Here is a 23,575-nt window from a genome sequence, read left to right on the forward strand (position 1 = left end):
ACGCGGAAGGCGGTTCCGCCGCTGCCGCAAGATCCGAGGCGCGTGCATATGATCGTCTATCTGATAAAACGCATTCTTGCGCTGGTACCGGTTCTGTTGCTGGTATCGATCTTTGTCTTCCTACTCTTGCGTCTGACGCCGGGCGATCCGGCTGCAATTCTCGCGGGCGATGCTGCCACGACCGAGCAGCTTGAACGCATTCGCACGGCAATGGGCCTCGATCAGCCAATACTGGCGCAATACTTCACCTGGATGGGCAATATCTTCCGCGGCGACTTTGGTGTTTCGCTGATTTCGGGCGTGCCTGTCCTCGACATGATCATGCAGCGCATCGGGCCAACAATCTCGCTGGCTGTTCTCACCATCATCATTGCGGTTCTGGTCGCGATCCCCATGGGTGTCATTGCCGCCTGGCGTCACCGCACATGGGCGGATTATCTGGTGATGAGCTTCTCTGTTCTGGGTTTTTCCGTGCCGGTCTTTCTGGTCGGTTATGTGCTGCTTCTTATCTTTTCGATCTATCTGGGCTGGCTGCCGGTACAGGGGTTCAAACCGATCTCGGCAGGCCTCGGGCCTTTTCTGGAGCGGGCGATCCTTCCCGCCCTGACACTTGCCTCGATCTATATCGCACTCATCGCCCGTATGACCCGTGCGGCAATGCTGGACGTATTGGGTGAGGACTATATCCGCACCGCCCGCGCCAAGGGGGTAGGTGATCGTCGGCTTCTGTTCGTCCATGCGCTCAAGAATGCAGCCGTGCCGGTCGTCACTGTCGTGGGAACAGGTTTTGCCCTGCTGATTTCCGGCGTCGTGGTGACGGAAAGCATTTTCAACATTCCTGGCATCGGACGCCTGACGGTCGATGCGGTACTGGCGCGCGATTATCCGGTGATCCAGGCGATGATCCTGCTGACGAGCACGCTCTATGTCTGCGTCAACCTCCTGATTGATCTTTCATACACATTGTTCGACCCAAGGATTCGTTATTGATGCGCACAGAATCACCATCGGCTGGCATGCACTGGATGCTGCGCCTGTTATCGCTGCCGCGTATCGCTCGCGTTGGCATCGGACCATTGATTGCTGCGGTGATTCTCGCTGCAATCATTCTGCTCACCCTGTTCTCGCCATGGATCGCGCCGCATGATCCGCTGGCCATGAACCCGATGATGCGTCTCAAGCCACCTTCGGAAGGCTATCTGCTGGGCACGGACAATTATGGCCGCGACCTGTTCTCGCGCATGATCCTTGGCGGACGCATTTCGCTCCTGATCGGGGTGCTGGCGGCAATCGCCTCGATTGCCGTCGGTGTCATCATCGGTCTCGTCGCCGGTTTCTTCCGTACCGCCGATGCCATCATCATGCGCATGATGGATGCGCTGATGGCCATGCCTTCGATCCTGATCGCCATTGCGCTGGTTGCGCTCAATGGCCCGTCGATCGGTTCGGTCATTGTCGCCATCACCATTCCGGAAATCCCGCGGGTGGTGCGCCTTGTCCGCTCGGTTATCCTGAGCGCCAGAGAGGAGCCCTATGTCGAGGCAGCATTGGCTCTGGGCTCAAGCACGCCAAAGATCCTGTTCCGGCATCTGTTGCCGAATACCATGGCGCCGCTCATCGTGCAGGGCACCTATATCGTGGCTTCTGCCATCCTGACCGAGGCGATCCTTTCCTTCCTTGGTGCCGGCATCAGCACGGAAATTCCGACCTGGGGCAATATCATGGCGGAGGGACGGCAATTCTTCCGTATCAAGCCGTCGATCGTGCTCTGGCCGGGGCTGTTGCTGACGCTCTGCGTCCTTTCGATCAATCTTCTGGGTGACGCAGGCCGCGACACACTCGATCCACGCCTGAAAAAGCGGGAGGGCTGAGATGGAACTGCGAAATCGTGACCTTTCGGCAGCACCGGTCGTATTGGACGTCGACAATCTTGTCGTGACGCTGCCAAGCGGTACGCCTGTCCTGCGCAATGTCAGCTTCGACATCCGCAAGGGAGAGACTGTCTGTCTCGTTGGTGAATCGGGTTCGGGGAAATCCGTCACCTCACTGACGGCCATGGGGCTTTTGCCGAAAAATGCACTCCAGGTGAAAAGTGGCGCCATCCGCCTCAACGGACAGGATCTGTTGCAGCTTTCGCCGTCCGAGATGAAGAAGATGCGCGCCACGCGTATTTCGATGATCTTTCAGGAGCCTATGACGGCGCTCAACCCGGTGATGCGGGTGGGCGAGCAGATCACGGAGGTTCTGGACATCCATACCACGATGTCAGCAGCGGAAAAGCGCGCCAAGGTCATCAATATCATGGAGCAGGTGCATCTGCCCGATGTCGAACGCATCTATCAGAGCTATCCGCATCAATTGTCGGGCGGCCAGCGCCAGCGCATCATGATTGCCATGGCGCTCATTCTGGAGCCGGTCGTGCTGATTGCCGATGAGCCAACCACAGCACTTGATGTGACCACGCAGAAACAGATCCTGTCGCTGATTGCGGAACTTCAGGAAAAGCACGGCACGGCAGTTCTGTTCATCACCCATGACATGGGTGTGGTGGCCGAAATTGCCGACCGGGTCTGTGTCATGCGCAGCGGCGAGATTGTGGAACGCGGCACGATCCGTCAGGTTCTGTCTGATCCGCAACAGCAATATACCAGGGATCTGCTTGCCTCTGTGCCAAGCCTCATCCCCCGTCCTGCGCGCGAGCTGAGGAAGCGCGAGGCGGTCATCGAGGTGCGTGATCTCGGCATGACCTACAGGAGTGGCGGCTTGTTCAGCCGCAAGCCTGGCGTCAAGGCATCGCGTGAGGTCAGTTTCACGCTTCAGCCGGGGCGCACGCTTGGCATTGTCGGCGAATCCGGTTCTGGCAAGACCACGGTTGCGCGTTCGATCATGCGTCTGATCGAACCGACGGAAGGCGAAATCATCGTGGACGGGCAGGATATTGCCCATCTCGGCAAACGCGCGATGAAGCCGTTCCGCAAGAAATTGCAGGTGGTGTTTCAGGATCCTTTCCGCTCGCTCAATCCGCGCTGGACGATCGAGCAGAGTCTGACCGAAGGGCCGCTCAATTATGGCGTCCCCTACGAGGAAGCCGTGGCAGAGGCAAAGCGCCTGCTCAAGATCGTCTCCCTGCCCGAGGATGCACTCAAGCGCTATCCGCACCAGTTTTCCGGCGGACAGCGCCAGCGCATTGCCATTGCACGCGCCGTAGCCCTTCGCCCGGATATTCTGGTGGCCGATGAGGCTGTCTCGGCGCTTGATGTGTCGGTACAGGCGCAGGTTCTCGAACTTCTGGCGGAATTGCAGAAGGATACCGGCATTGCTATCATCTTCATCACGCATGACCTGCGTGTGGCAGCCCAGATCTGCGATGAGGTGCTGGTCATGAAACACGGGCAGGTCGTGGAATATGGCGCTGCCGCAGATGTGCTTGGCAATCCTTCACATGATTATACGCGCGCGCTGATTGAAGCCGCCCCCGGCCGTTTCTGGGACTTTGCTGCGGGACGCCCTGCAGCCTGATCGAAGGGCTGCTGTTTGCAGCCCCGATCTCCTCCAATCTGTAACAGGAAAGAAATCATGCCCATCATACCGTTTATCGAGGAAAAAGCCGGCGAGATGCGGGCTGTTTTCGAGGATCTTCATCGCCATCCCGAAATTGGTTTTGAGGAAAAGCATGCCTCTGGTGTCGTGGCCGATCTCTTGAGGAAATGGGGCTTCGATGAGGTTCATACCGGCATTGCCGAAACCGGCGTTGTCGGAATCCTGAAGGGTAAAAAAGCTGGTAATCGCCGCATTGGTCTGCGCGCCGACATGGACGCCCTGCCCATCGAGGAAATTTCCGGTCTTCCCTATAGTTCGCAGAATCCGGGTCGCATGCATGCCTGCGGCCATGATGGCCACACGACCATGCTGCTTGGTGCCGCACAATATCTGGCGGCAACGCGCAATTTTGAAGGCACGGCAGTTTTCATTTTCCAGCCGGCCGAGGAAGGGCTTGGCGGAGCGCGGCGCATGATTGCCGAAGGGCTGTTTGAGCGTTTTCCCTGCGATGAAATCTATGGCATGCACAACCAGCCGCTTGGCACGCTTGGCAAGGCTTCGCTGCGCAAGGGGCCGGCCATGGCGGGGGCAAGCTTCTTCGACATCAAGCTGACCGGCAAGGGCAGCCATGCCGCCCAGCCGCATAATGCCCGTGACGTTCTGGTGATTGGCGCTGATCTCGTTGGTCAGTTGCAGACCATCGTGTCGCGCAATGTCCCGGCCACACAGGCCTGTGTTGTATCCTGCACGCAGTTCCACACCGGCAGCGCCTATAATATCGTGCCGGAAGTTGCGACCATCACCGGCACGATCCGCTATTTCGACCAGAAGGTCTGTGACCTTGCCGAACAGCGTCTGCGTGAGATCTGCGCCGGTGTCGCGTTGGGCTATGGCATTACGGTCGATGTCGATATCCGCAATGTGTTTGACGTGCTGCGCAACGACCATGAACTTTCGGACGCCTATATTGCGGCCGCTCGCGATATTCTGGGCGAAGAAAACGTGACCGATGACTGCCCGACCTTCATGGGCAGCGAGGATTTTGCTGACATGCTCGCCCGCGTGCCCGGCGCCTATATCAATGTGCAGCATGGCGGCAAGGCTGCCCTGCACAATCCTGCCTTTACGCTTGATCCCGCAACGCTGCCAATAGGCGCGTCCATCTATGCCCGGATCGTTGAAACCCGTTTGCCCCTGGACAAGGAACTTGCAGCATGAGTGCACATGATTTGCCGTTTGATCTTGAAGACATGATTGCGCGTCTGCGCCCATGGATCGAAACCGAAAGCCCAACCTTTGATGCGGCTGCCGTCAACCGCATGGTTGAGCTTGCGGCCTATGATTTTGCCGCTGCAGGTGCCACGGTCGAGTTCATTCCTGGCCGCGATGGCTTTGGCGGGTCGCTGCGCGCCCGTTTCCCGCATGCCGATCAGGGCAAACCGGGTATTCTGGTCTCAGGCCATCTTGATACGGTACATCTGATTGGCGTTCTCAATGTCAATCCGTTCCGCCGCGAGGATGGCAAGATCTATGGCCCCGGCATTCAGGACATGAAAGGCGGCAATTTCGTTGCCCTTGAAGCAATGCGCCAGATCATCCGTCATGGCCTGACGACAAAGCTGCCGGTAACCTTCCTGCTGACGCCGGATGAGGAAGTTGGTACGCCTTCCACCCGTGGGCTGATCGAGCAGGAAGCGCTCAAGAACAAATATGTGCTGGTGCCGGAACCGGCGCGGCGTGATGGTGGTGCGGTTGTCGGGCGCTATGCCATTGCACGCTTCAACCTGGAGACGGTTGGCCGGCCAAGTCATGCCGGCTGGCTGCTCAAGGAGGGCCGTTCTGCCATTCGCCGCATGGCGGAAAAGATTCTTGAGATCGAGGCCCTGACCACGGATGACTGCACCTTCTCTGTTGGGGTCATTCAGGCCGGGCAATGGGTCAACTGCGTCTCATCGAACTGCAAGGCTGAAGTGCTCAGCATGGCAAAGACCCAGAAGGATCTGGAAGAAGGCGTCGCCCGCATCATGGCGCTGGCCGACACCAAGGACGATGTGGAATTCATCGTCACGCGCGGTGTGACCCGCCCGGTCTGGGAACATGGCCAGCCGCAGGACATGGCGCTTTTCGATTTTGCCAATGAGATTGCCAAGAAGATCGGCTTTACCATGACCGCCCAGAGTTCCGGCGGCGGTTCTGACGGCAATTTCACCGGCGCGCTTGGCGTGCCAACGCTCGACTCCATCGGGGTGCGTGGCGAAGGCCTGCATACGCTGGGCGAACATATCTTCGAGGACAGCCTGATCGAGCGGGCGCGTCTTCATGCGGGTCTGTTTGCAGAATTGAGCTGAGCAGTAGCAGGACAAGAGGAAGCCGGTTTTCCGTCCGGCACTGAGAAAACCAACATGTCAGAGCAATTCGGGTTTTGCGAAAACGCTGAATTGCCTGAACGGACAGGTATAGTCATGCGCGAAAAGAAGCAGCTTGCAGCCTACAAGGTTCCAGGTCTGAAACAGGATGTCACAATCTCAATTGACCGGTGGGGGGTGCCCCATATCCGGGCCAACAATCTGCATGACCTTTTCTTCGCGCAAGGCTGGAATGCGGCGCGGGACCGGCTGTGGCAGATCGATATTGCGCGCAAGCGTGGTCTTGGTCTGCTTTCGGCCGATTTTGGCCCCGGCTATCTTGAACAGGACAGGGCAGCGCGGCTCTTTCTTTATCGCGGCGACATGGCGGCGGAATGGAAGGCCTATGGGCCGGACTCGGAAGAAATCTGTACGGCCTTTGCCGAAGGCATCAATGCCTATATTGATGCCTGCGATGCAGGTGTAATGACACTTCCGCCAGAATTTGCGCTGCTTGGCCATCGGCCCGACCGATGGAAGGCGGAAGATGTAGTGCGCGTGCGCACCCATTCGCTCACACGCAATGCAACATCCGAACTGCTGCGGGCAAAGGTGATGGCCGCAGCCGGAAACGAATTGGGCGCAAGGCTCGATCAGTTGCGCAAGCAATTGTCACACGGTGTTGTGCCGACACCGGTTGACGGATTTGATCCGACGATCATGACGGATCGGGTCTTGCGTGATTTCAATCTTGCCGTCAGCCCGGTCACCTTTTCCAGAGAGAGGCTTGCAGCAAGCCTTGAAGAGGCCGCGTTCTGGACAGTGGTGACGCCATCTGGCGAAATCGTCCGCGCTTCTTTTGAAGAAGGTTCGAATAATTGGGCGATCTCGGCTGAAAAGACCGCGACAGGCCGCCCGATTCTGGCGCTTGATCCGCATCGCACCCATGTTCTGCCCTCCATCCGTTATGTCGTGCATCTGACCATGCCGGGGCTTGATGTGATCGGTGCGGGCGAGCCGATGGTGCCGGGTATCTCCATGGGCCATAACGGCACGGCTGCCTTTGGCCTCACCATTTTCGGCGCGGATCAGGAAGACATCCATGTCTATGAGACACATGCCGAGGACCCTGATCTTTATGCCTATCAGGGTGGCTGGGAAAGAGTGACGAAAATGACCGAGACCATTCCGGTCAAGGGCTGTCCAGACCAGAGCGTCACGCTTGAATTTACCCGCCATGGCCCGCTGCTCTATCGGGATAGACAGAACAATCGCGCATTTGCGCTTCGCACCGTCTGGCTGGATGCAGGCATGGCTCCCTACATGGCAAGCCTCTTGGTCATGAAGGCAAGGACTTATGATGAATATGCGGATGCGCTGCGTGGCTGGGGCTGCCCGTCGGTCAATCATATCTATGCCGACATATCCAATACGATTGCATGGAAGCCTTCCGGTGCTTCGCCGATCCGGCCAAACTGGGATGGGCTTTTGCCAGTGCCGGGTGATGGGCGCTATGAATGGGAAGGCTATCTTGCGCCGGATCAGGCCCCATTCGAGGTCAATCCGAAACGCGGCTTCATTGCCACCGCCAATGCGATGAACATTCCCAATGACTGGGCGGCCAATAATCCGGCAATCGGCTATGAGTGGCTCGACAAGAGCCGGCATGACACGCTGCATCGCGAACTGGCGCGTGAACAGCCGATTACGTTGCAGGATTGTGTGCGGCTGCAATGTTCGACTTTCTCGCCCATTGCCGCGCGCGCGCTTGCATGCCTGAAGGCCATTCCGGCCGTGACGGAGAAGTCCGTAATCTGGCCATTGCTTGCAGACTGGGATGGCGATCTTGCGGCAGATTCCGCCCCTGCAGCCCTGTTTGAGGTCTGGATCAGCAAATATCTTGGCCCCCTTGTTGCGCGTCATGAAGGGGCAGAGCCATCCCTCATTCCCATGCTGATGCCGTTTGATTCACCAAGCCTTGTGGAATGGCTGGAAAGGCAGGCCGGGAATGCGCAGATCCAAGCCGATCTGGCAACTAGCCTGGAAGAGGCCTTTGGTGAATGCCGGGCGTTGATGGGCGAAAGTGTGAATGACTGGTCATGGGGCCGCATCCATCAGCTCAAACTCACCCATCCCTTGCAAGGCTTTACCGATGAGGCGTGGTCGATTGAACCTCTGGCGCTGGGGGGCAGCAGTTCAACGCTGAACTATGCCAATTACCGGCTCAATGATTATTCCGTCCTGGCCGGACCATCGGTACGCATGGTGATTGATGTGGGTGAATGGGACAACAGCCTCTTTGTCAACAATCCGGGCCAGTCGGGCATGCCGGGCGCTTCCCATTACCGGGATCTGCTTGAACACTGGCGCAATGGCACACATTGCCCGCTGGTCTATTCGGCTGAAGCTGTGCAGACGGCAACCGTAAGCATGCTTGTGCTGGAGGCAGGTTCGGGTTGAAAGCAGGCCCGACTGGGCAGTCTGTGACAGCCATCAAAAGACAGGCCTAGCCGCATCAGCGAATGCCAACGCGTGCAAGCAGACTTTCGACCAGTGCCTGATTGCTGCTGATGACAGGTTTCATCAGTGCGGCTTCAAGCTGTGGAATCGCTTCAAGCGTGCGCAGATTACCACAACTCAAGAACAAGACATCGGCATCCGGTACCTTGTGCATGGTCTCAAGGCCAAGCGCTATGATCTGGTGTGGCGGAACTTTTGCAATTTCAATCGTGTCTGCAATATGCAGGCTTTGTTCTGTCAGGACCTGGAACCCAAGCGACTGCATGAAATCGATTTCGCGCTGGGCAATATCGCTCGTATAGGGGGTTACCATGGCAAGCTTGCGCGCGCCAAGACGGTTCAGCGCCTCCAGCACGGCCTCAATCATGGTGACAACTTCAATGCCGGTTTCCTGCTGCAGGTTGCGGGCAAGGGCGCGGTCATAGTCCATGCCTTCAATGAAGGTCTGTGACGTGCAACCATAGCCGATGACATCAACACGCGCGGTTGCCAGCATTTGTGCGGCGGTGAGGGCATGTCTGCCCATCTGTTTGAGTTCCGCCATGGTGACATTGCCAAGCGGCATGCGCGCGATGTGATAGGCAACGCCACGTGGCATCATGCGCGGCCATTCATGTTCCGGCGTCCAGCCGGAGGAGGGTATGATCAGGCCAAGGCGCGCGCGGGTGCCGAATTCATCGTCAAGCAGCCATTCAGGGCAGGGACGTTCAGGTGATTTGTCCATGACTGTTCTCTCAGTTGGGCAGTTCCAGGGAAAGCAGAAGCGGTTTTCGCTTGGAACCAAGGAAAAACAATAGGTTAGAGCAATTCAGCTTTTCCGCGAAAATCTGGATTGTTCTCGGGAACTTCAAAGTGACCGCGCCTGAAGTTGTTCCAGGAAAGCGGAAGCGGTTTTCCGTCCGGAACCGCGAACAACAATAAGTTGGAGCATGTCTCCCAAAGGCGGGAACAGGTTTCGGGAGAGCTCATGCGCTGAAACCAATCGCCGGAGTTTCATATTGGTTTCTGCCATGAGCCATGCTCCGGCGCGGCCACTTTCCCCTCCCTCAACTCAACAGGCGCGGCAGGAAGAGCACAAAAGCCGGGAAGAACAGCACCACGCCGATGCGAACGATGTCGGCGCACCAGAAGGGGATGACACCCTTGAAGATCGTGCCGATCGGAATATGTGGTGCTACGGCGCGCAGCACGAAGCAGTTCATGCCAACCGGAGGAGTCAGAAGGCTGATTTCGATCAGGATCACCACCAGAATGCCGAACCAGATCAGGTCATAACCAAGACCGGCAATGACGGGGAAAAGCACCGGCACGGTCAGAAGCATCATCGACATGCTTTCCAGGACGCAGCCGAGGACCAGATAGATCAGCACGATAATGGCAAGAACGGCCCAGCCGGGGATATCCTTGTCGGTAACCAGCGCGAGAAGATCATTGGGCAGGCCGGCACGGTTGATGAAATTGGCAAAGATCATTGCCGTCAGCACGATCAGGAACAGGGCTGCCGTGGTGCGCACGGTTTCGGTGACGATTTCGATGACGAGCCTGACCGTGAGCGAGCGCAAGCACAGCGAGATGATGAAAGCGCCCAGGGCGCCAATACCGGCTGCTTCCGTCGGCGTGAAGACGCCGGAATAAATCCCGCCCATGACAATGACGAACAGGAGCAGCGTTGGCCAGACAGAGCGCAGTACGGCCAGTCGTTCAGACCATGGCAGGCGCGGTGCTGCCGGGCCATCTTCCGGGCGCCTTTTGACGACATAAATGACCGAGCAGACATAAAGCAGAATGCCGAGAATGCCGGGGAAAAGTCCGGCGGCAAACAGCCCCTGCACCGATGTTTCCGTCAACATGCCATAGATGACCAGCATGACCGATGGCGGGATCAGGATGCCAAGCGTGCCGCCTGCCGCAACAGAGGCAGAGGAAAGCGCGGGACTATAGCCATAGCGCTCCATCTGCGGGATGGCGACACGGCCCATGGTGGCAACGGTTGCAAGAGACGAACCGCAAATGGCAGAAAAGGCGCCGGAGGCAACGACCGTGGCCATGGCCTGACCGCCTCTATAGTGACCCATCAGGCCATTGGTGGCACGAAACAGCGATTCAGACAGGCCGGAACGGGCCACGAAATTGCCCATCAGGACAAAGAGGGGGATAACCGTCAGGGCATAATCCATTCCACCATCGATCAGGCGGCGCGCGCCCATGAGGATGGAGGAATCAAGCTTGCCGGTAATGGCATAAAAGCCGCCCACGCCGACCAGCCCCATGGCAAAGGCCAGAGGCAGGCGCAACAATAGCAGGGCCAGCAGGACAACCAGTCCGATAAGGGCTGCGGTCATTGATTGTCACCATTTTTGAAAGATCTGCGTGTCAGGTAGATGTTGATCGCGCGTGCCAGTGCAGCCAACGCGGATAGCGCCATCATGGCCGTCATGAAGAGCTGAACATAACCTGTGGGAATTGCGAGAAAGTCGGTGCGGTCGTCCCATTGCAGGGCGCGCTGCGCCAGCGACCAGAGTTTGGGCAGCATGATGAGGATCAGAATGGCACAGATGATTTCAATCACGATCTGATGCACCCAGCCATAGCCGCGGCCGATCCATGGCAGCAGGTCAACGGCGATATTTTCGCCGCGATAGGTAAGATAGGGCAGTGCGGCAAAGATGCTGATCGCCATCATCACCTGCATCAGCTCAACCGAGCCGCGAATGGACTGGCCAAGAAAATAACGCCCGAACACATCCACGCCGGTGAGGATCATCATCAGGAAAACGACGATACCGGCAAACAGTTCGAGCCTGGACAGGATCCAGCCCACTGGCCCCAAGGCCTGGGCGGCACTGGATGCCGCCCCGGTTTCAGGAAAGGAACCAGCCATCTGGATCACTCCGCAGCCGCAATGGTGACGCGCTCGCCATTTCTTGCGGCTTCAATATCCGCATCGAAGGCGGCAATGGCTGCCTTGGCATCAATGCCGGCATTGGCAGCCGTGGTTTCCCATTTGCCACGAAGCTCTGAGAAGATCTTTTTCAGGGTTTCCTGGTCCTCTGCCGACAGTTCGGTATTCTTGCCGCCATTGGCGACGAAATAGTCCATGCCTGCCTTGTCGGAACCATCCATGACCGCGCCAAACAGGCGGGAGAGCTTTTCGCCGGTGACCGATTCAATCGCTTTCTGGTCTTCTGGCGAAATTTCATCCCATTTGTCCGGATTCATGATGATGGCGAAACTGCCGCGGTAAAAACCGGCCGGATTGATCAGGCCATAATGGGTCACTTCACCAAGGCGGAAGGCCTGGACTCCGTCAAAGGGCTGCAGGGCGCCATCGATGACCCCTTGCGAGGCGGCTTCATAAAGCTGGTTCGGCGGCAAGGCAGCACTGACAATACCGAGCCGGTCGACGACATCGCTCATGACGCCACCGCCAACGCGCAGGCGCTTGGACTTGAGGGAAGCAAGATCATCAGCCTTTGCATTGGTAAAGATCTGGCCTGGCCCATGCACGCCGATGCCCAGCACGCGCAGGCCGCGATGCTCATTGGCCTTGGCCAGATAGTTTTCATGCAGGTTCCAGTATGCGGCCGAAATGGTTTCGGAATCGGCATTGGACGATGGGATTTCTGAAATCTGCGTCAGGACAAAGCGGCCTGGCATATGGCCGTGGAAAATCCATGCCATATCGGCAACGCCGTCATTGACCAGATCCATCTGGGCAGCCGGCGGACCAAGATCATGCACGACCTTCAACGTCACGCGATCATCGGTCGCCTTTTCAATCCAGCTTGAGAGAATTGGCCAGAGTTTTGAATTGACCGGATGGTTCGGCCCGCCCCAGGTCGAGACGGTGATTTCGGTCTCGGCAGAAAGTGCCGGGCCTGCTGCCAGCCCCAGGCCGATCGCACAGGCAAACAGCATGCCCCTTGCTTGTTCGAGGATAGACAGCCCCTTGAATTTACCCATGTTTTCCTCCCAGTTATGGCTCTCGCCCGAGCCTAGTTTGTCCCGGCTGCCGCGCGCAGGCTGCGCATCTCCTCATTTGCCAGCCTGCCGCGTTCAATGCCGGAAATGAGATCCATTTCCGCAACAGTGTTGAACAGATGTTTGGTAAGCCGCAGTGCGCCGCGATAATGTCCGGCCACCGTTTCTGCCAGTTCGCGCACGCCCTGTTCGAATGATGCATCATCATGAAGGCGATTGATCATGCCGAGCTGCAGCGCTTCCCGTGCTGATATGCGCCGGCCGGTCAGAACGAGATCCATCGCCGCCTTGCGGCCAATCTGGCGGGTAAGATTGGCCATGACGACAGCGGCGACAAGATGATGTCTGATTTCGGGATAGCCGAAGCTTGCACCTTCATGCGCGACCACCAGATCGCAGCCAAGAGCCAGACCGCAGCCGCCGCCAAGCGCATGGCCATGAACAGCGGCGATGACGGGCGTCTGCATTCTGGCCAGCGTGGTGTGAATACCGGCACTCAGACCCGCGCGGTCCCTGACATTGGCGCGCTGTTCCGGCGTTAGATGCTTGAACTCATTGGTATCCGCGCCAGCACAGAAACTGCGCCCAGCGCCACATATGACTACGACATTGACGCTCTCATCATGATCTGCCTGCTGCAGGGCATCAATCAGGGCGCGGCACAGGGCGCTGTCCATCGCATTGTGCACCTCTGGACGGTTGAGCGTCAGCGTCAGGATCTTGCCGGACTGGCTTGAAAGCAGGACAGGCTCAGTCATGATCATTGTCCTGATAAAGGTCAAAAATCGGGTTTTCGTCTTCGCCCTGCAGTTTCCAGACAAAGTGGAAACCGTCATCCCTTGGTCTTGCCAGCATCAGATGGCGGCGTTCCTCTGGTACGCTGTTCCAGATCGGATCTGCGGCGAGTTCCGGTGTGCCGGGCATGAAGATCTTGGTGGCAAGCGGTTGCGCCAGTCCGCGCGTGACCAGAATGACGTTGATCTGTGGCGCCAGAACAGTTCCGTCACCCAGCCTGCGCGGCTCTGGCCAGATCATCGTCGTGCTGATCTTGCCGGCAAGGGTGCGAACACGACAGGCCTGTGTGGCGTCCCAGAGTTCAACCCAGGCGCCATAATCCAGATGGTTGCCCTCACCATCGAAGATGTCGATCGAAAGATGCAATGGCCGCTTGCCTTCCGGCACCGGAACCTCGGTAATCCCCTTGGGAAGCATGGCAAAGCCAAACAGCGGGCCACAGGTCTGGGTCGGGGTGTAGACAGTATCTTCGCTCATTCGAAATAGGTTCCTCTTGGCCCGCGCAGGCGAATGTCAAACCGGTAGGCAAGCGCTGATGGATTGCGCGGCAACAATGCATTGGCGTCGCTGCGCGCTGGCGGATCTACAAGCACGCCCGAACCATCAAGTGTCGGCCTTGTGCGAGGGGGGCCAAAACTTTCCGAAATGGTGTTGTCGATATCGAGCTTGGCTATAAGCGCATCGCGTCCAAGCGGGCAGGTGATCGAATTGATCAGGCGGTCATGCTTGATCAGCGCGTCGCCTTCGAAAAACATCTGGGTGATGAGGCGCGACGAGGCGCTTGAGCCAAAAATGGAAAAATGAATGTGTGAGGCGCGCCATGCGCGACCGCCATCACGGAACATCGCCGGATAGGGGCCCGGCCGGATCGTGATAAAGCGGTAATAGCCATTGTGGTCGGTCAGACAGCGTCCTGCGCCAAAGAAATTCGGATCGAGTGGAAAGCCGGATTGATCCAGACTGTCGATATAGCCGCCTGCCGCATTGGCCTGCCAGATTTCCACCAGCGTATGACGTACGGGATTGCCATCGCTGTCGGTGATGCGGCCATGCACGATGATTTTCGTACCGATAGGCTCGCCATTGCCATGTGCTGTCAGATCGGCATCAAGCGGGCCAGGGCGGATCTGATCAAAAACCGGCCCTTCAAGCCAATGGAACCAGCCGCGATCAAGATGTACCGGTGGCTTGACCGGCACGCGCAGCAAGCTGACCGCAGAAGAACTGTCCGCCAGAGGCGGGTTGACGTTTCTGATCATTCTTCCTCCCTCGAATGCTCCCGCATGGAAAGGCTGACCTTTCACATTCGGTGAAACTCGTTGCTAGCCTCACCGAAGGGGGCGAAATTGCACATGCAATAAAATGAAATTCTCTTGGACTTTTTTTAACAAAAGGACGCATAAGCCAAGGATGTGCGAAATTCTGCTCCGCACATCATGTGTTCTGTTAAATGAAATTATTGTAGGTGCAGGTTCAATGGCGCGTGCCAGGTATCAGATGTCCAGCCATTTTCGTCATAGTCGGCCATGCACTGTTCCACCAGCGCTTCGCATTCGCGCATGATTCCGCTGCGTTCTGCGCCCTTGAGCACCTGCAGGCGCACTTCCTCTGGCGTGCCGGCATAGTTCAGCTCATAAAGCGCATGCCGGCCGCCAAATTCGGTGCCAGTCGCATCCCACAGCAGTTTCATGATCTTGATACGCTCCTTATGCGGCATATTGCCGGAACCGCGGACATAACGGGCGAGATAGCGGTCAATATCCGGATTGTGGAAATCTGTTGCGGCAGACGGCAGATAGATGAGGCCGGAGGCGACGGAGCGGCGGATCAGATCGATCACGCGCGGATAGGCATCCGACATGAAGGCGCGATAGCTGAGACCGGCTTCCTGATTGGGCAGGCAGACGCCGTTTTTCCAGCGCACCGGATTGCGCGCCATGGCGTCCGAAAAGGCCCAGAACTTGTGACGCAGCGCAACCACTTCGCCCAGCATGGCCTGATTGCCGCGGAAGGCGTCGCCACCTGTGGCGCGCAATGCCTTGGCAAGCAGTCCGGCAAGGAAATCAAGCTTCACCGCAAGGCGGGTGCAGCCCTGGAAACAATAACCATGCATGAAGCCGGAGGCAGGGTGGAAGGACAGGATTTTCTGTGCATCGCGCAGAACGAGAACGTCTTCCCACGGGACGAAAACATTATCGAGCACGAGAATTGCATCATTTTCATCAAAACGCGACGACAGCGGATAGTCAAAGGGCTGGCCGATCGAGTTTGCTGCCTGTTCATAGGAGACACGGCAGAACATTTTCACGCCCGGCGCATTCATCGGCACGATGAACATGACAGACAGTGATGGATCCTCGGTCACGGTGGCGGATGACTGGGCAAGGAAGTTATAATGGGTCAGCGCCGATGACGTTGCCACCACCTTGGCGCCGGTCACATAAATGCCCGCATCGGTTTCCTTGGTGATGTGCACGAACACGTCCTTGACCTGTTCGGCAGGTTTGTCGCGGTCAATCGGCGGGTTGACGATGGCGTGGTTCATGAACAGAACCGCTTCCTGCGCGCGCTTGTGCCATGCGCGGGCATTGTCGGCAAACTGGCCATACCAATCGGCATTGGCGCCAAGCGTGTTCATCAGTGCGGCCTTGTAATCTGCCGTGCGGCCCATCCAGCCATAGGACATGCGTGCCCATTCGGCAATGGCTCGCTGCTGGCCGACCAGATCCTCCACTGATCGCGCCGGGCGGAAGAATTTGTGCGTATAGCCACCTGACCCCGTATCCGTTTCACAAGTCAGAATGTCTTTCTTTGCCGGGTCATGCAGCGCGTCATAAAGGCGGGCCAGCGAGCGAACCGAATTGCGCATGGCCGGATGTGTCGTAACATCCTGAATTCGCTCACCATTTATATAGACTTCGCGGCCGTCACGCAGCGATTCGATATATTCCGCGCCGGTGAATGGGCGTTTTTTATCTGCACGAAAATCTTCAGCTCTCATTTTGGTATCCTCCTTCTGCACAAAAGAACTTTGAGGACAGCAAAAAGTAAGGTACATTCCGGAAAAGGAATTGGATTTTTTTTAAAATGCGCGAAGCTTTTCCTGCCTATGCGACTTATGGAGAGCCGGCCCGGCCGGTTGATCTGGATTTCATCCATGTCGACCGGGTGATGAACCACAAGGATTATCATGGCGGCAAGGCAACGCCGCATCTGCATCCGCATTTCGGCCAGCTGAGCCTATGGTTCAAAGGGGGCGGGCGCTATGAGATTGAAGGCAAGGCCTGGACCTTTGAGGCGCCCATGATGCATTTCGTTCCGGCCAATACGCTGCATGGTTTTGAGGTCGATCCGGCTACGACCGATTGCTGGGTGATTTCCATCGCCAATCATGCGCTGGCTGGCATGGCTGATCAGCTGCCGTTTGATCTGACACGCAGCCATTATGTGCTTAGCCATCAGGGCGATGAACATAGCTGGAAAATGGCGGAACAACTGTTTGAACTGGCCTATGCCGAATATTCGGTTGAACGGCAGGGGCGGATGCGTCTGGTTGGGTTGCTGACCAGATCCCTGTTTGAGATTTTTGGCCGCCTGCAGGCCGCCGGCAACACGATTGCAGCCCCGCGTCTGGTGCGCCTTGCGCTGGACTTTCAGGTTCTGGTCGATCAGCACTATGCGGAGGACTGGAAAATAGAGGATTATTGCCGCAAACTTGGCGTCACGCGCCATCAGCTTGCGCGCGCCTGTCAGGAATTGTGGCAGCAGGGCATTAAGGATGTGATTGACGCAACCCGCCTGCGGGTGGCGCAACGCATGCTGCACTATACGGTAAGCTCGGTTGAAGCCATTGCCTATGAAACGGGTTTTAATGATCCGGCTTATTTTTCGCGTTTCTTCCGCAAGATGACCGGACAGTCGCCTGCGGCATGGCGTCAGCAGGCAAGCCGCGCCTCTCAGCAGGGCGTATAGAGCAGTTCCAGGAAAAGTGGACACCGGTTTTCCGTCCGGAACTGCGAAGAACAACATGTTGGAGCAAACAGCGTTTTCGTGAAAATCTGAATTGCCCAAGACGAGCCTGTCTGCAGACAAAAAGACGGCGGATCAACCCTGACATGCTGATCCGCCAAAGCGTTGCAGAGGTAGGCGTGGGTCCTTGTCAGACCGCTTTTTTATAGGTTCGGTTGTGATAGAGCAGGCCGGGCTGTTCCGAGCGATCCTGCGTTTCAATCACGCGGCAGAAGATGAGATAATGCGTGCCCATTTCCTCAACGCGGTGTACTTCACAATCGAAAACCGCAAGGGCTTCCGGCAGGGTTGGGCAACCGCTTTTCAAGGGGGCCCAACCTTCGGTATGGACGAAGCGCTCCGGCATTGAGAGCTTGCCAATACCGGCAAAACGGCCGGCACATTCCGTCATTTCAGCATGTAGCGTATTGATGGCAAGATGCTTGTTCTGAAGCACGAGGCTTGCCGCGTAGCTGTTCTTGTTGAGGCAAACCAGTACGGTTGGTGGCTCGTCGGTAATCGCCGTGAAGGCGGTGATTGTTATACCGCCCTTGCCGGCCACGCCATCGGTGGTGATGACGTGAACCGGTGCGGGAACCGCGGCCATTGCGTTGCGAAAAGCCTGTTTCTGGTCTTGAACGTCAATGGCTGCCTGCATGTCAGTTCACCCAGTCTGAGCCAGTCCAGCCGTTTTCGTTGTAATCCGACAGGCATTGTTCGACGAGAGCCTGCATTTCGGCCATTGTGCCCGTGCGTTCGGCGAACTGAAGCTGGTGCAGACGTACATCTTCATGATTGCCGGAATAGTTGCGTTCATAAAGCTCGTGGCGTCCGCCGAATTCCGAACCGATTGCATCCCAGAGCAGTTTCATGACCTTGATGCGCTCGATATGGTCGATGCCGTAAGAGCCGCGAACATAACGCTGGAGATATTTGTCGATTTCTGGATTCTTGAAATCATTGGCCGAGGATGGGAGATAGATCAGGGCCGAGGCAATGATCTTCTCGATGATTTCCTTGATGCGGCCATAAGAGTCGCCGGCAAAGGTGCGGTAGCAGAGGGCGGCTTCGAGATTTGGCAGCTTTGCACCACCAACAAAGTCGACCGGCACATTGGCCATGGTGTTGGACAACGTCCAGATCAGGTTGCGATAGCCGACAATTTCGCCGAGCAGGGCTTGGTTGCCGCGGAACGTATCGGCACCCGTGGTGTGCAGGGCGCGGGCAGTGAGACCTGTCAGGAAGTCAAGCTTGACGGCAAGGCGCGTGCAGCCCTGGAAGCAATAGCCATTAAGGAAACCGGAGGTTGGCTGGAAACGCTTCAGACGTTCCGGATCACGATAGATCAGCACATTTTCCCAGGGAACGAATACATTATCCAGTACAAAGATCGCATCATTTTCGTCAAAGCGCGATGACAGCGGATAATCAAACGGCGTGCCGGCAAGATGGGCGATCTTTTCATAAGAGGTGCGGCAGAACAGTTTGCAGCCTGGTGCCGACATCGGCAGGATGAAGGAAACGGCCATGTCGGTATCATCGCTTGCGCCAGCGCCAGCCTGGCCGATGAAATTATAGTGGGTGAGGGCTGCCGAGGTGGCGACAACCTTTGCACCCGAAACATAGATGCCGTTTTCATCTTCCTTCTGGATGGTGATGAAGACGTCCCTGACGGATGCGACCGGCTGCGCACGGTCAACCGGCGGGTTGACGATGGCATGGTTCATGAACAGAACCGATTCCTGCGCGCGCTTGTACCAGGCGCGGGCATTGTCGGCGAAATCGCCATACCATTCGGCATTGACGCCCAGCGTGTTCATCAACGCGGCCTTGTAGTCTGGCGTGCGACCCATCCAGCCATAGGAAAGGCGCGACCATTCGGCAATGGCCTTCTGCTGCATCTGTAGATCTTCAATCGAGCGTGCAATGCGGAACGAACGGAACGTATAGCCGCCATTGCCGGTATCGGTCGGGCAGGTCAGAATGTCCTTTTTCGCCGGATCGTGCAGCGCATCATAAAGGCGCGCGATCGAACGGGCGGCGTTGCGGAAAGCAGGATGGGTGGTGATATCGTGGACGCGCTCACCATCAATATAGACTTCACGTCCATGCCGTAGGGTTTCCAGATATTCCTCGCCGGTGAATGGACGGGCCTTGTCGGCGCGAAAATCCTCCGGTTTCCGGAAATCGACATGCATCATGGGCAATTCCTCCTCAGTGCCTTTCGGCTATTCCATGTTGCATTTATCCTCTTTAATTCGCAGCTCTTCTATGCATTATCGGACGAAACTATTGGACTTTTCGTAGCAAATTGCGATTCTTCACATGGAAGAAATTTCAAGTTTCGGAATTTATGGCTCGGCCCTGCCGGAGTTTGATGCCGCCTTTCTGCATTATGAGCGGATTGAGGATCAGCTCCCCTTTCATGGCTGGAAGGCTGGCGCGCATCTCCATGAGGGACTTGACCAGTTTCTTTATTTCATTCGTGGCAGTGGACGGCTTATCCTTGATGGCGAGCAGCATGAATTCAAGGCACCAGTCCTGATGTTCATGCCAGCTGGAACGGTGCATGGTTTTGAATTTTCGCGTGATGTACGTGCGCCGATCATCACGGTCGCCAAACCCTTCATGGATGCAGCCATGATTGGCATGGATGCGGGGCTATTGTCTGTCCTGCGTCAGCCGCAACTGATCTATTTTGACAATGCGTTGCGTGAACGCAAGGAAATCGCCACCAGCTTCAAGATTGTTGCGCGGGAATATCCGGAAATGGCCGTTGGGCGTCAGATCGTGATGGCTTCTGCCCTGCGGCTGATGGTGACAACCATGGGCAGGATGGCAAGCCAGAAAAGCACGTCCGGCGATCTGGTGCAGGAGGAAATATTTGCCGCCTTCACGCGTGAACTGGAGGCGCATTTCAAGGCACAGCCAACGGTCGCCGATATGGCGAAGAAACTTGGTGTCACAGCGGCGCGGTTGACCGCGATATGCAGGGCGGCAAGCGAAAAAACACCGCAGGCGCTGTTACATGAACGGCTTTTGACCGAAGCAAAGAGAATGCTGCTTTATACCGCGCATCCGGCGACAACGATTTCCTATAGCCTGGGATTTCGTGAGCCGGCTTATTTCAGCCGCTTTTTCAAGCGCATGGCGCAGATGCCCCCGGGCGAATTTCGCGCAACCATGCGCGGCGGCATGCGCAAGCGCAAGAGAAGTGATGATGGCATATGATCCGGGGTGAAATTTGGCAGACAGCTGCCAAGCATCCAGGGGGAAATATCTTCCGATTCAAGAAACCGCCCGGATGCAACAACGCCGGGCATGATCACCCCCCCCCCCCGTTTTGACCGGGACCAAGACGAGGGGGCCAGGAAGCCCCCGGCCCAGCTGGCCGGGGGCGTGCGCTTTATTCTGCGAGGACGAATTTGCCGTTTTCGATTTTCAGCATGACCATGGCACCGGAATCTGGCGACTGGGCGGTAGAGCTGCCTTCCTTGAACTGCAGCTTGCCATTGGCGCCCGTGAAGCCAATCTTGCGCAGTGCCGCGGCAATGCTTTCACGGTCGGTCTTGCCGCCATTTTCGGTGATGGCCGCATCCAGGGCCTTGAAGGCGTCGAAGACATAACCATTCATGGCTGCGACCGGCTTGCCATATTTTGCTTCAAAGGCTTCGACATTGGCGATGTTGGCCTTGCGGATTTCATCATCTTCCGGCAGGCTCTTGGCAGCCATGATGGCGGTGCCCGCCACATAGCTGCCTTCGCCGGTGGCACCCGTCTGTTCAATGAATTGCGGGACGGCAACGCCATAGCTGTTGTAGATCGGCTTGTTGAATCCGATCTGCTTGGCATTTTTCATGATGATGGTCGGGCCGGGATTGACGCCCCAGACAAACATGACATCCGGGTCAGCCGAACGGATGCGCATGATTTGCGGTGTCATGTCGGCATCACGCGGGCCAAATTCTTCCGTTGCCACCAGTTCGACGCCTTCGGAATCAAGCAGCTGCTTGAGCACGTTCAACCCCGTTTGGCCGAAACCATCGGCTGAATAGAGGAAGGCGATCTTCTTCAGGCCCTGTTTCTTGGCCAGATCAATCATGGCCTTGGCGACCTGGCGATCTGACGGTACGACCGAAAACAGATATGGTGTGGCAGGTTCGGTCACGGCTTCCGTGCCGGCAAATGGCAATAGCGGCACTTTCAGTTCATTGGCGATTGGGCGGGCGGTCAGGGTTTCGCCGGTTACGGTCGGTCCCAGCACGACATCAACGCCATCGGTTTCGATCAGGCGGCGCATCTGCTGGCCGACAAGGGTGGTGTTGGATTCGGTATCATAGAATTGGACGCTGAACGGCTTTCCTCCAATGCCGCCCTTGGCCTTGTATTCTTCCACCATCAGGTCAGCCGCCTGCTTCATGGTGCCGCCAACAAAGGAAAGCGGGCCAGAGGTAGGCAGCAACAGGCCGATCTTGAGTTCGTCATCCGCGGCGCTGGCCATGCCGGACATTCCAAGAGACAGAACAGCGGCAACGCTCAGTGCCAGAAATTTGCGCTTGGTAATCAACTGGTTTCCTCCCGTAATGATGATTTGTCAGATGTCGAAGAAGACGCTTTCACCTTCGCCCTGAAGGCAGATGTCGAATTCATAATGGCGTTCATCAATACCGGGGCGCATCAAAAGCCGCGGGCGCATATCTTCCGGCACCAGCTGGACGACAGGATCAGAGTCGAATTCCTGGCTGTTGCCGGGTAGATAGGCACGCGTCATCAGATGCCGGACGAGGCCGCGGGCATGGATGAGAACGGTGAAATGCGGGGCTTGTGTTGCGCCATTGGCCAGCACTTCGGGCGCTGGTCGTTTCAGCAGGGCTTCATAACGGCCGGCATGGGTGCGCACGCGAACTGCCTGTCCTGCGGCAAAAATTTCGATGAAGGCTTCATAACCAAGATCAGCCTTGCTGTCGCGAATTTCACCCGACAGGAAAATGGCATTGGGATCAGAGGCTTCCGTGCTGCGGTTGAGGCCGTCATGCATGATGCCAAAGCCGAACAGCGGGCCGCATGTGTGCGATGGGGTGATAACGGTTTTTGTCATAGTTCTTTATTTTCGAAGACGGTGGCACGTGGGCCGCGCAGAACAATGTCAAAGCGATAGGCCTGATAGGACGGATTACGCGACTGAAGCCGTGCTTCATCCGTACGGACGGGCGGATAAACCAGCTTTCCGGCCGTATCAGGGGTCGGTACATGGCGTGGCGGCCCGAAGGACAGTGACAGCGATTTTTCCAGATCGAGCTTTGCAATCAGCGAATCGCGCGCGCGTTCGGTCGGGATGGCAAGTGACATCCGGTCCTGCTTGAGCAGCGGATCGCCTTCGAAATACATCTGCGTGATGAGACGTGAGCCATAGCCTTCGCCAAACAACGAAAAATGAATATGGGCAGCGCGCCAGCCCTGGTCGCCTGAGGCATAGAATGCCGGATAGGGCCCCGGACGGATGGTAATGAAGCTGTAATTGCCGTCATGATCGGTGAGGCAGCGGCCAGCGCCGATAAAATTCGGATCAAGCGGAAAGCCGGTCACGTCGAGACTGTCGACATAACCGCCAGCTGCATTGGCCTGCCAGATTTCAACCAGCTTGTTGCGCACCGGATTGCCATCGCTGTCGGTCACGCGGCCAAAGACCATGATGCGTGAGCCAATCGGTTCGTCTCGACCATGGCTGGTCAGGTCACGGTCGCGTTCGGTGCACTTGATCTGGTCAAAGCATGGGCCTTCGACATTATGAAACCAACCCTTCGGCAGAAGCACGCGTGGGCGGATCGGCGCTCGTTGCATGGTGATGGCATAGGTTGGATCATATGCTGGTGGATCATAGGTGCCATATTCAGTCATGCTGGTTTCTTTCAACTCTTGTTAATGTGTCAGAGATGCTCCGGAATAAGCAGGGCTGTTTCGGCGGTGCTTGTCTGACGCAATGAAATGGCTGCTTGCAGAGCCGCATCGAGGCTCTGATGTGGAAGGAGATTAACGCCGCGCCCGATTTCACCATTGAGCGGTGACAGCATCGGATTGTCGCCAGTGCGTTCGAGAATGATGGCCTGCGCCGTGGTCAGGCTGGATGGCAAGGTGCCGCCATAGGAATCGACAAAAATGCCGCGCAGAAAATTCTGTTCCCTCGCTTCTTCCCAGCGCACGGCAGCCCATTGACTGAGTTCGGGCAGATTGTCCGTTTCGTACAGCGCAATGATGGTGTTCACCACGCCAATTTCGACAAAGAAATAGGCAACCAGACCGGAAGGCTTGGGTGCCGCCTTGATCAGTGCGCGACAATCGGGAACGCGACCAGGCTTGATGGAAAAGGTTACAAATTGAACGGTCAT

At 56.9% G+C, this 23,575-nt stretch carries 22 protein-coding genes; 8 read left to right on the top strand and 14 right to left on the bottom strand.

The features are described from left to right. Positions 1-48: 48 nt before the first annotated feature. From ACFO1V_RS13095 to ACFO1V_RS13120, 6 genes are all read left to right on the top strand, one after another. Positions 49-990, top strand: coding sequence for an ABC transporter permease (locus tag ACFO1V_RS13095; RefSeq protein ID WP_374832698.1), 942 nt, complete (start codon positions 49-51; stop codon positions 988-990). 35 nt (positions 991-1,025) lie between these two features. Then, positions 1,026-1,871, top strand: a complete 846-nt coding sequence (locus tag ACFO1V_RS13100) for an ABC transporter permease (RefSeq protein WP_374832718.1) — start codon at positions 1,026-1,028, stop codon at positions 1,869-1,871. 1 nt (position 1,872) lies between these two features. Then, positions 1,873-3,519: an ABC transporter ATP-binding protein gene (locus ACFO1V_RS13105; protein WP_374832696.1), complete on the top strand. Its 1,647-nt coding sequence runs from the start codon at positions 1,873-1,875 to the stop codon at positions 3,517-3,519. Positions 3,520-3,576: 57 nt separating this feature from the next. Beyond that, entirely contained in the window at positions 3,577-4,758 is a 1,182-nt protein-coding gene (locus tag ACFO1V_RS13110) for a M20 aminoacylase family protein (RefSeq protein ID WP_374832694.1), read from the top strand. Next, positions 4,755-5,888: a M20/M25/M40 family metallo-hydrolase gene (locus ACFO1V_RS13115; protein WP_374832692.1), complete on the top strand. Its 1,134-nt coding sequence runs from the start codon at positions 4,755-4,757 to the stop codon at positions 5,886-5,888. Before ACFO1V_RS13110 ends, ACFO1V_RS13115 begins: the two co-directional genes overlap by 4 nt. A 114-nt stretch (positions 5,889-6,002) precedes the next feature. Then, complete coding sequence (locus ACFO1V_RS13120; protein ID WP_374832690.1) at positions 6,003-8,345, top strand: penicillin acylase family protein; 2,343 nt, start codon at positions 6,003-6,005, stop codon at positions 8,343-8,345. Between the two features lie 55 nt (positions 8,346-8,400). Here ACFO1V_RS13120 and ACFO1V_RS13125 read toward each other — a convergent pair whose 3' ends face one another. From ACFO1V_RS13125 to ACFO1V_RS13160, 8 genes are all read right to left on the bottom strand, one after another. Next, positions 8,401-9,129: a maleate cis-trans isomerase family protein gene (locus ACFO1V_RS13125; protein ID WP_374832688.1), complete on the bottom strand. Its 729-nt coding sequence runs from the start codon at positions 9,127-9,129 to the stop codon at positions 8,401-8,403. 322 nt (positions 9,130-9,451) lie between these two features. Then, the gene (locus ACFO1V_RS13130) at positions 9,452-10,747 is read right to left on the bottom strand and encodes a TRAP transporter large permease (protein ID WP_374832686.1); all 1,296 of its coding nucleotides are present in this window, start codon (positions 10,745-10,747) and stop codon (positions 9,452-9,454) included. Continuing rightward, complete coding sequence (locus ACFO1V_RS13135) at positions 10,744-11,286, bottom strand: TRAP transporter small permease (RefSeq protein ID WP_374832684.1); 543 nt, start codon at positions 11,284-11,286, stop codon at positions 10,744-10,746. Before ACFO1V_RS13135 ends, ACFO1V_RS13130 begins: the two co-directional genes overlap by 4 nt. A 5-nt stretch (positions 11,287-11,291) precedes the next feature. Continuing rightward, the gene (locus ACFO1V_RS13140) at positions 11,292-12,368 is read right to left on the bottom strand and encodes a TRAP transporter substrate-binding protein (protein ID WP_374832682.1); all 1,077 of its coding nucleotides are present in this window, start codon (positions 12,366-12,368) and stop codon (positions 11,292-11,294) included. A gap of 32 nt (positions 12,369-12,400) precedes the next feature. Next, a complete protein-coding gene (locus ACFO1V_RS13145; protein ID WP_374832680.1) occupies positions 12,401-13,144 on the bottom strand; it encodes an enoyl-CoA hydratase/isomerase family protein in 744 nt (247 codons plus the stop codon). Beyond that, positions 13,137-13,658, bottom strand: coding sequence for a peptidase associated/transthyretin-like domain-containing protein (locus tag ACFO1V_RS13150; protein WP_374832678.1), 522 nt, complete (start codon positions 13,656-13,658; stop codon positions 13,137-13,139). The genes ACFO1V_RS13145 and ACFO1V_RS13150 overlap by 8 nt, the downstream gene beginning before the upstream one ends. After that, positions 13,655-14,440, bottom strand: a complete 786-nt coding sequence (locus ACFO1V_RS13155; protein WP_374832676.1) for a dioxygenase family protein — start codon at positions 14,438-14,440, stop codon at positions 13,655-13,657. The genes ACFO1V_RS13150 and ACFO1V_RS13155 overlap by 4 nt, the downstream gene beginning before the upstream one ends. Before the next feature lie 197 nt (positions 14,441-14,637). Beyond that, the gene (locus ACFO1V_RS13160; RefSeq protein WP_374832674.1) at positions 14,638-16,182 is read right to left on the bottom strand and encodes a 4-hydroxyphenylacetate 3-hydroxylase N-terminal domain-containing protein; all 1,545 of its coding nucleotides are present in this window, start codon (positions 16,180-16,182) and stop codon (positions 14,638-14,640) included. A gap of 86 nt (positions 16,183-16,268) precedes the next feature. Between ACFO1V_RS13160 and ACFO1V_RS13165 the strand changes: the two genes are divergently transcribed. Continuing rightward, on the top strand, positions 16,269-17,153 hold the full coding sequence (locus ACFO1V_RS13165) for a helix-turn-helix domain-containing protein (RefSeq protein ID WP_374832672.1): 885 nt from the start codon (positions 16,269-16,271) through the stop codon (positions 17,151-17,153). A gap of 187 nt (positions 17,154-17,340) precedes the next feature. Here the strand turns inward: ACFO1V_RS13165 and ACFO1V_RS13170 are convergent, their stop codons facing one another. Both ACFO1V_RS13170 and ACFO1V_RS13175 read right to left on the bottom strand, forming a co-directional pair. Then, positions 17,341-17,847: a flavin reductase gene (locus tag ACFO1V_RS13170; RefSeq protein WP_374832670.1), complete on the bottom strand. Its 507-nt coding sequence runs from the start codon at positions 17,845-17,847 to the stop codon at positions 17,341-17,343. Between the two features lies 1 nt (position 17,848). Next, positions 17,849-19,390, bottom strand: a complete 1,542-nt coding sequence (locus tag ACFO1V_RS13175; RefSeq protein WP_374832668.1) for a 4-hydroxyphenylacetate 3-hydroxylase N-terminal domain-containing protein — start codon at positions 19,388-19,390, stop codon at positions 17,849-17,851. Between the two features lie 124 nt (positions 19,391-19,514). Between ACFO1V_RS13175 and ACFO1V_RS13180 the strand changes: the two genes are divergently transcribed. Beyond that, a complete protein-coding gene (locus ACFO1V_RS13180; protein ID WP_374832666.1) occupies positions 19,515-20,420 on the top strand; it encodes a helix-turn-helix domain-containing protein in 906 nt (301 codons plus the stop codon). Positions 20,421-20,595: 175 nt separating this feature from the next. On the opposite strand, the gene ACFO1V_RS13185 is transcribed toward ACFO1V_RS13180, so the two are convergent. From ACFO1V_RS13185 to ACFO1V_RS13200, 4 genes are read right to left on the bottom strand one after another with little or no spacing between them, the layout of a single operon-like run. Further along, entirely contained in the window at positions 20,596-21,756 is a 1,161-nt protein-coding gene (locus tag ACFO1V_RS13185; RefSeq protein WP_374832664.1) for an ABC transporter substrate-binding protein, read from the bottom strand. Positions 21,757-21,783: 27 nt separating this feature from the next. Beyond that, positions 21,784-22,287, bottom strand: a complete 504-nt coding sequence (locus ACFO1V_RS13190; RefSeq protein ID WP_374832662.1) for a peptidase associated/transthyretin-like domain-containing protein — start codon at positions 22,285-22,287, stop codon at positions 21,784-21,786. After that, a complete protein-coding gene (locus ACFO1V_RS13195) occupies positions 22,284-23,087 on the bottom strand; it encodes a dioxygenase family protein (RefSeq protein WP_374832660.1) in 804 nt (267 codons plus the stop codon). Before ACFO1V_RS13195 ends, ACFO1V_RS13190 begins: the two co-directional genes overlap by 4 nt. 29 nt (positions 23,088-23,116) lie before the next feature. Then, positions 23,117-23,575 carry a hypothetical protein gene (locus tag ACFO1V_RS13200; protein ID WP_374832658.1) on the bottom strand — a complete coding sequence of 153 codons (459 nt, stop codon included), beginning with the start codon at positions 23,573-23,575 and terminating at the stop codon, positions 23,117-23,119.

Source organism: Daeguia caeni, assembly GCF_042653845.1.
Taxonomy (GTDB): Bacteria; Pseudomonadota; Alphaproteobacteria; order Rhizobiales; family Rhizobiaceae; genus Brucella; species Brucella caeni.

Excerpts from the sequence above, each read along its gene's own strand:
- ACFO1V_RS13200 (WP_374832658.1), bottom strand. The coding sequence starts at position 23,575 with ATGACCGTTCAATTTGTAACCTTTTCCATCAAGCCTGGTCGCGTTCCC.
- ACFO1V_RS13100 (WP_374832718.1), top strand. The coding sequence starts at position 1,026 with ATGCTGCGCCTGTTATCGCTGCCGCGTATCGCTCGCGTTGGCATCGGA.
- ACFO1V_RS13170 (WP_374832670.1), bottom strand. The coding sequence starts at position 17,847 with ATGCAGGCAGCCATTGACGTTCAAGACCAGAAACAGGCTTTTCGCAAC.
- ACFO1V_RS13195 (WP_374832660.1), bottom strand. The coding sequence starts at position 23,087 with ATGACTGAATATGGCACCTATGATCCACCAGCATATGATCCAACCTAT.
- ACFO1V_RS13105 (WP_374832696.1), top strand. The coding sequence starts at position 1,873 with ATGGAACTGCGAAATCGTGACCTTTCGGCAGCACCGGTCGTATTGGAC.
- ACFO1V_RS13180 (WP_374832666.1), top strand. The coding sequence starts at position 19,515 with ATGGAAGAAATTTCAAGTTTCGGAATTTATGGCTCGGCCCTGCCGGAG.
- ACFO1V_RS13160 (WP_374832674.1), bottom strand. The coding sequence starts at position 16,182 with ATGAGAGCTGAAGATTTTCGTGCAGATAAAAAACGCCCATTCACCGGC.
- ACFO1V_RS13125 (WP_374832688.1), bottom strand. The coding sequence starts at position 9,129 with ATGGACAAATCACCTGAACGTCCCTGCCCTGAATGGCTGCTTGACGAT.
- ACFO1V_RS13145 (WP_374832680.1), bottom strand. The coding sequence starts at position 13,144 with ATGACTGAGCCTGTCCTGCTTTCAAGCCAGTCCGGCAAGATCCTGACG.
- ACFO1V_RS13110 (WP_374832694.1), top strand. The coding sequence starts at position 3,577 with ATGCCCATCATACCGTTTATCGAGGAAAAAGCCGGCGAGATGCGGGCT.
- ACFO1V_RS13140 (WP_374832682.1), bottom strand. The coding sequence starts at position 12,368 with ATGGGTAAATTCAAGGGGCTGTCTATCCTCGAACAAGCAAGGGGCATG.
- ACFO1V_RS13130 (WP_374832686.1), bottom strand. The coding sequence starts at position 10,747 with ATGACCGCAGCCCTTATCGGACTGGTTGTCCTGCTGGCCCTGCTATTG.
- ACFO1V_RS13120 (WP_374832690.1), top strand. The coding sequence starts at position 6,003 with ATGCGCGAAAAGAAGCAGCTTGCAGCCTACAAGGTTCCAGGTCTGAAA.
- ACFO1V_RS13135 (WP_374832684.1), bottom strand. The coding sequence starts at position 11,286 with ATGGCTGGTTCCTTTCCTGAAACCGGGGCGGCATCCAGTGCCGCCCAG.
- ACFO1V_RS13155 (WP_374832676.1), bottom strand. The coding sequence starts at position 14,440 with ATGATCAGAAACGTCAACCCGCCTCTGGCGGACAGTTCTTCTGCGGTC.
- ACFO1V_RS13095 (WP_374832698.1), top strand. The coding sequence starts at position 49 with ATGATCGTCTATCTGATAAAACGCATTCTTGCGCTGGTACCGGTTCTG.
- ACFO1V_RS13150 (WP_374832678.1), bottom strand. The coding sequence starts at position 13,658 with ATGAGCGAAGATACTGTCTACACCCCGACCCAGACCTGTGGCCCGCTG.
- ACFO1V_RS13165 (WP_374832672.1), top strand. The coding sequence starts at position 16,269 with ATGCGCGAAGCTTTTCCTGCCTATGCGACTTATGGAGAGCCGGCCCGG.
- ACFO1V_RS13190 (WP_374832662.1), bottom strand. The coding sequence starts at position 22,287 with ATGACAAAAACCGTTATCACCCCATCGCACACATGCGGCCCGCTGTTC.
- ACFO1V_RS13115 (WP_374832692.1), top strand. The coding sequence starts at position 4,755 with ATGAGTGCACATGATTTGCCGTTTGATCTTGAAGACATGATTGCGCGT.
- ACFO1V_RS13175 (WP_374832668.1), bottom strand. The coding sequence starts at position 19,390 with ATGATGCATGTCGATTTCCGGAAACCGGAGGATTTTCGCGCCGACAAG.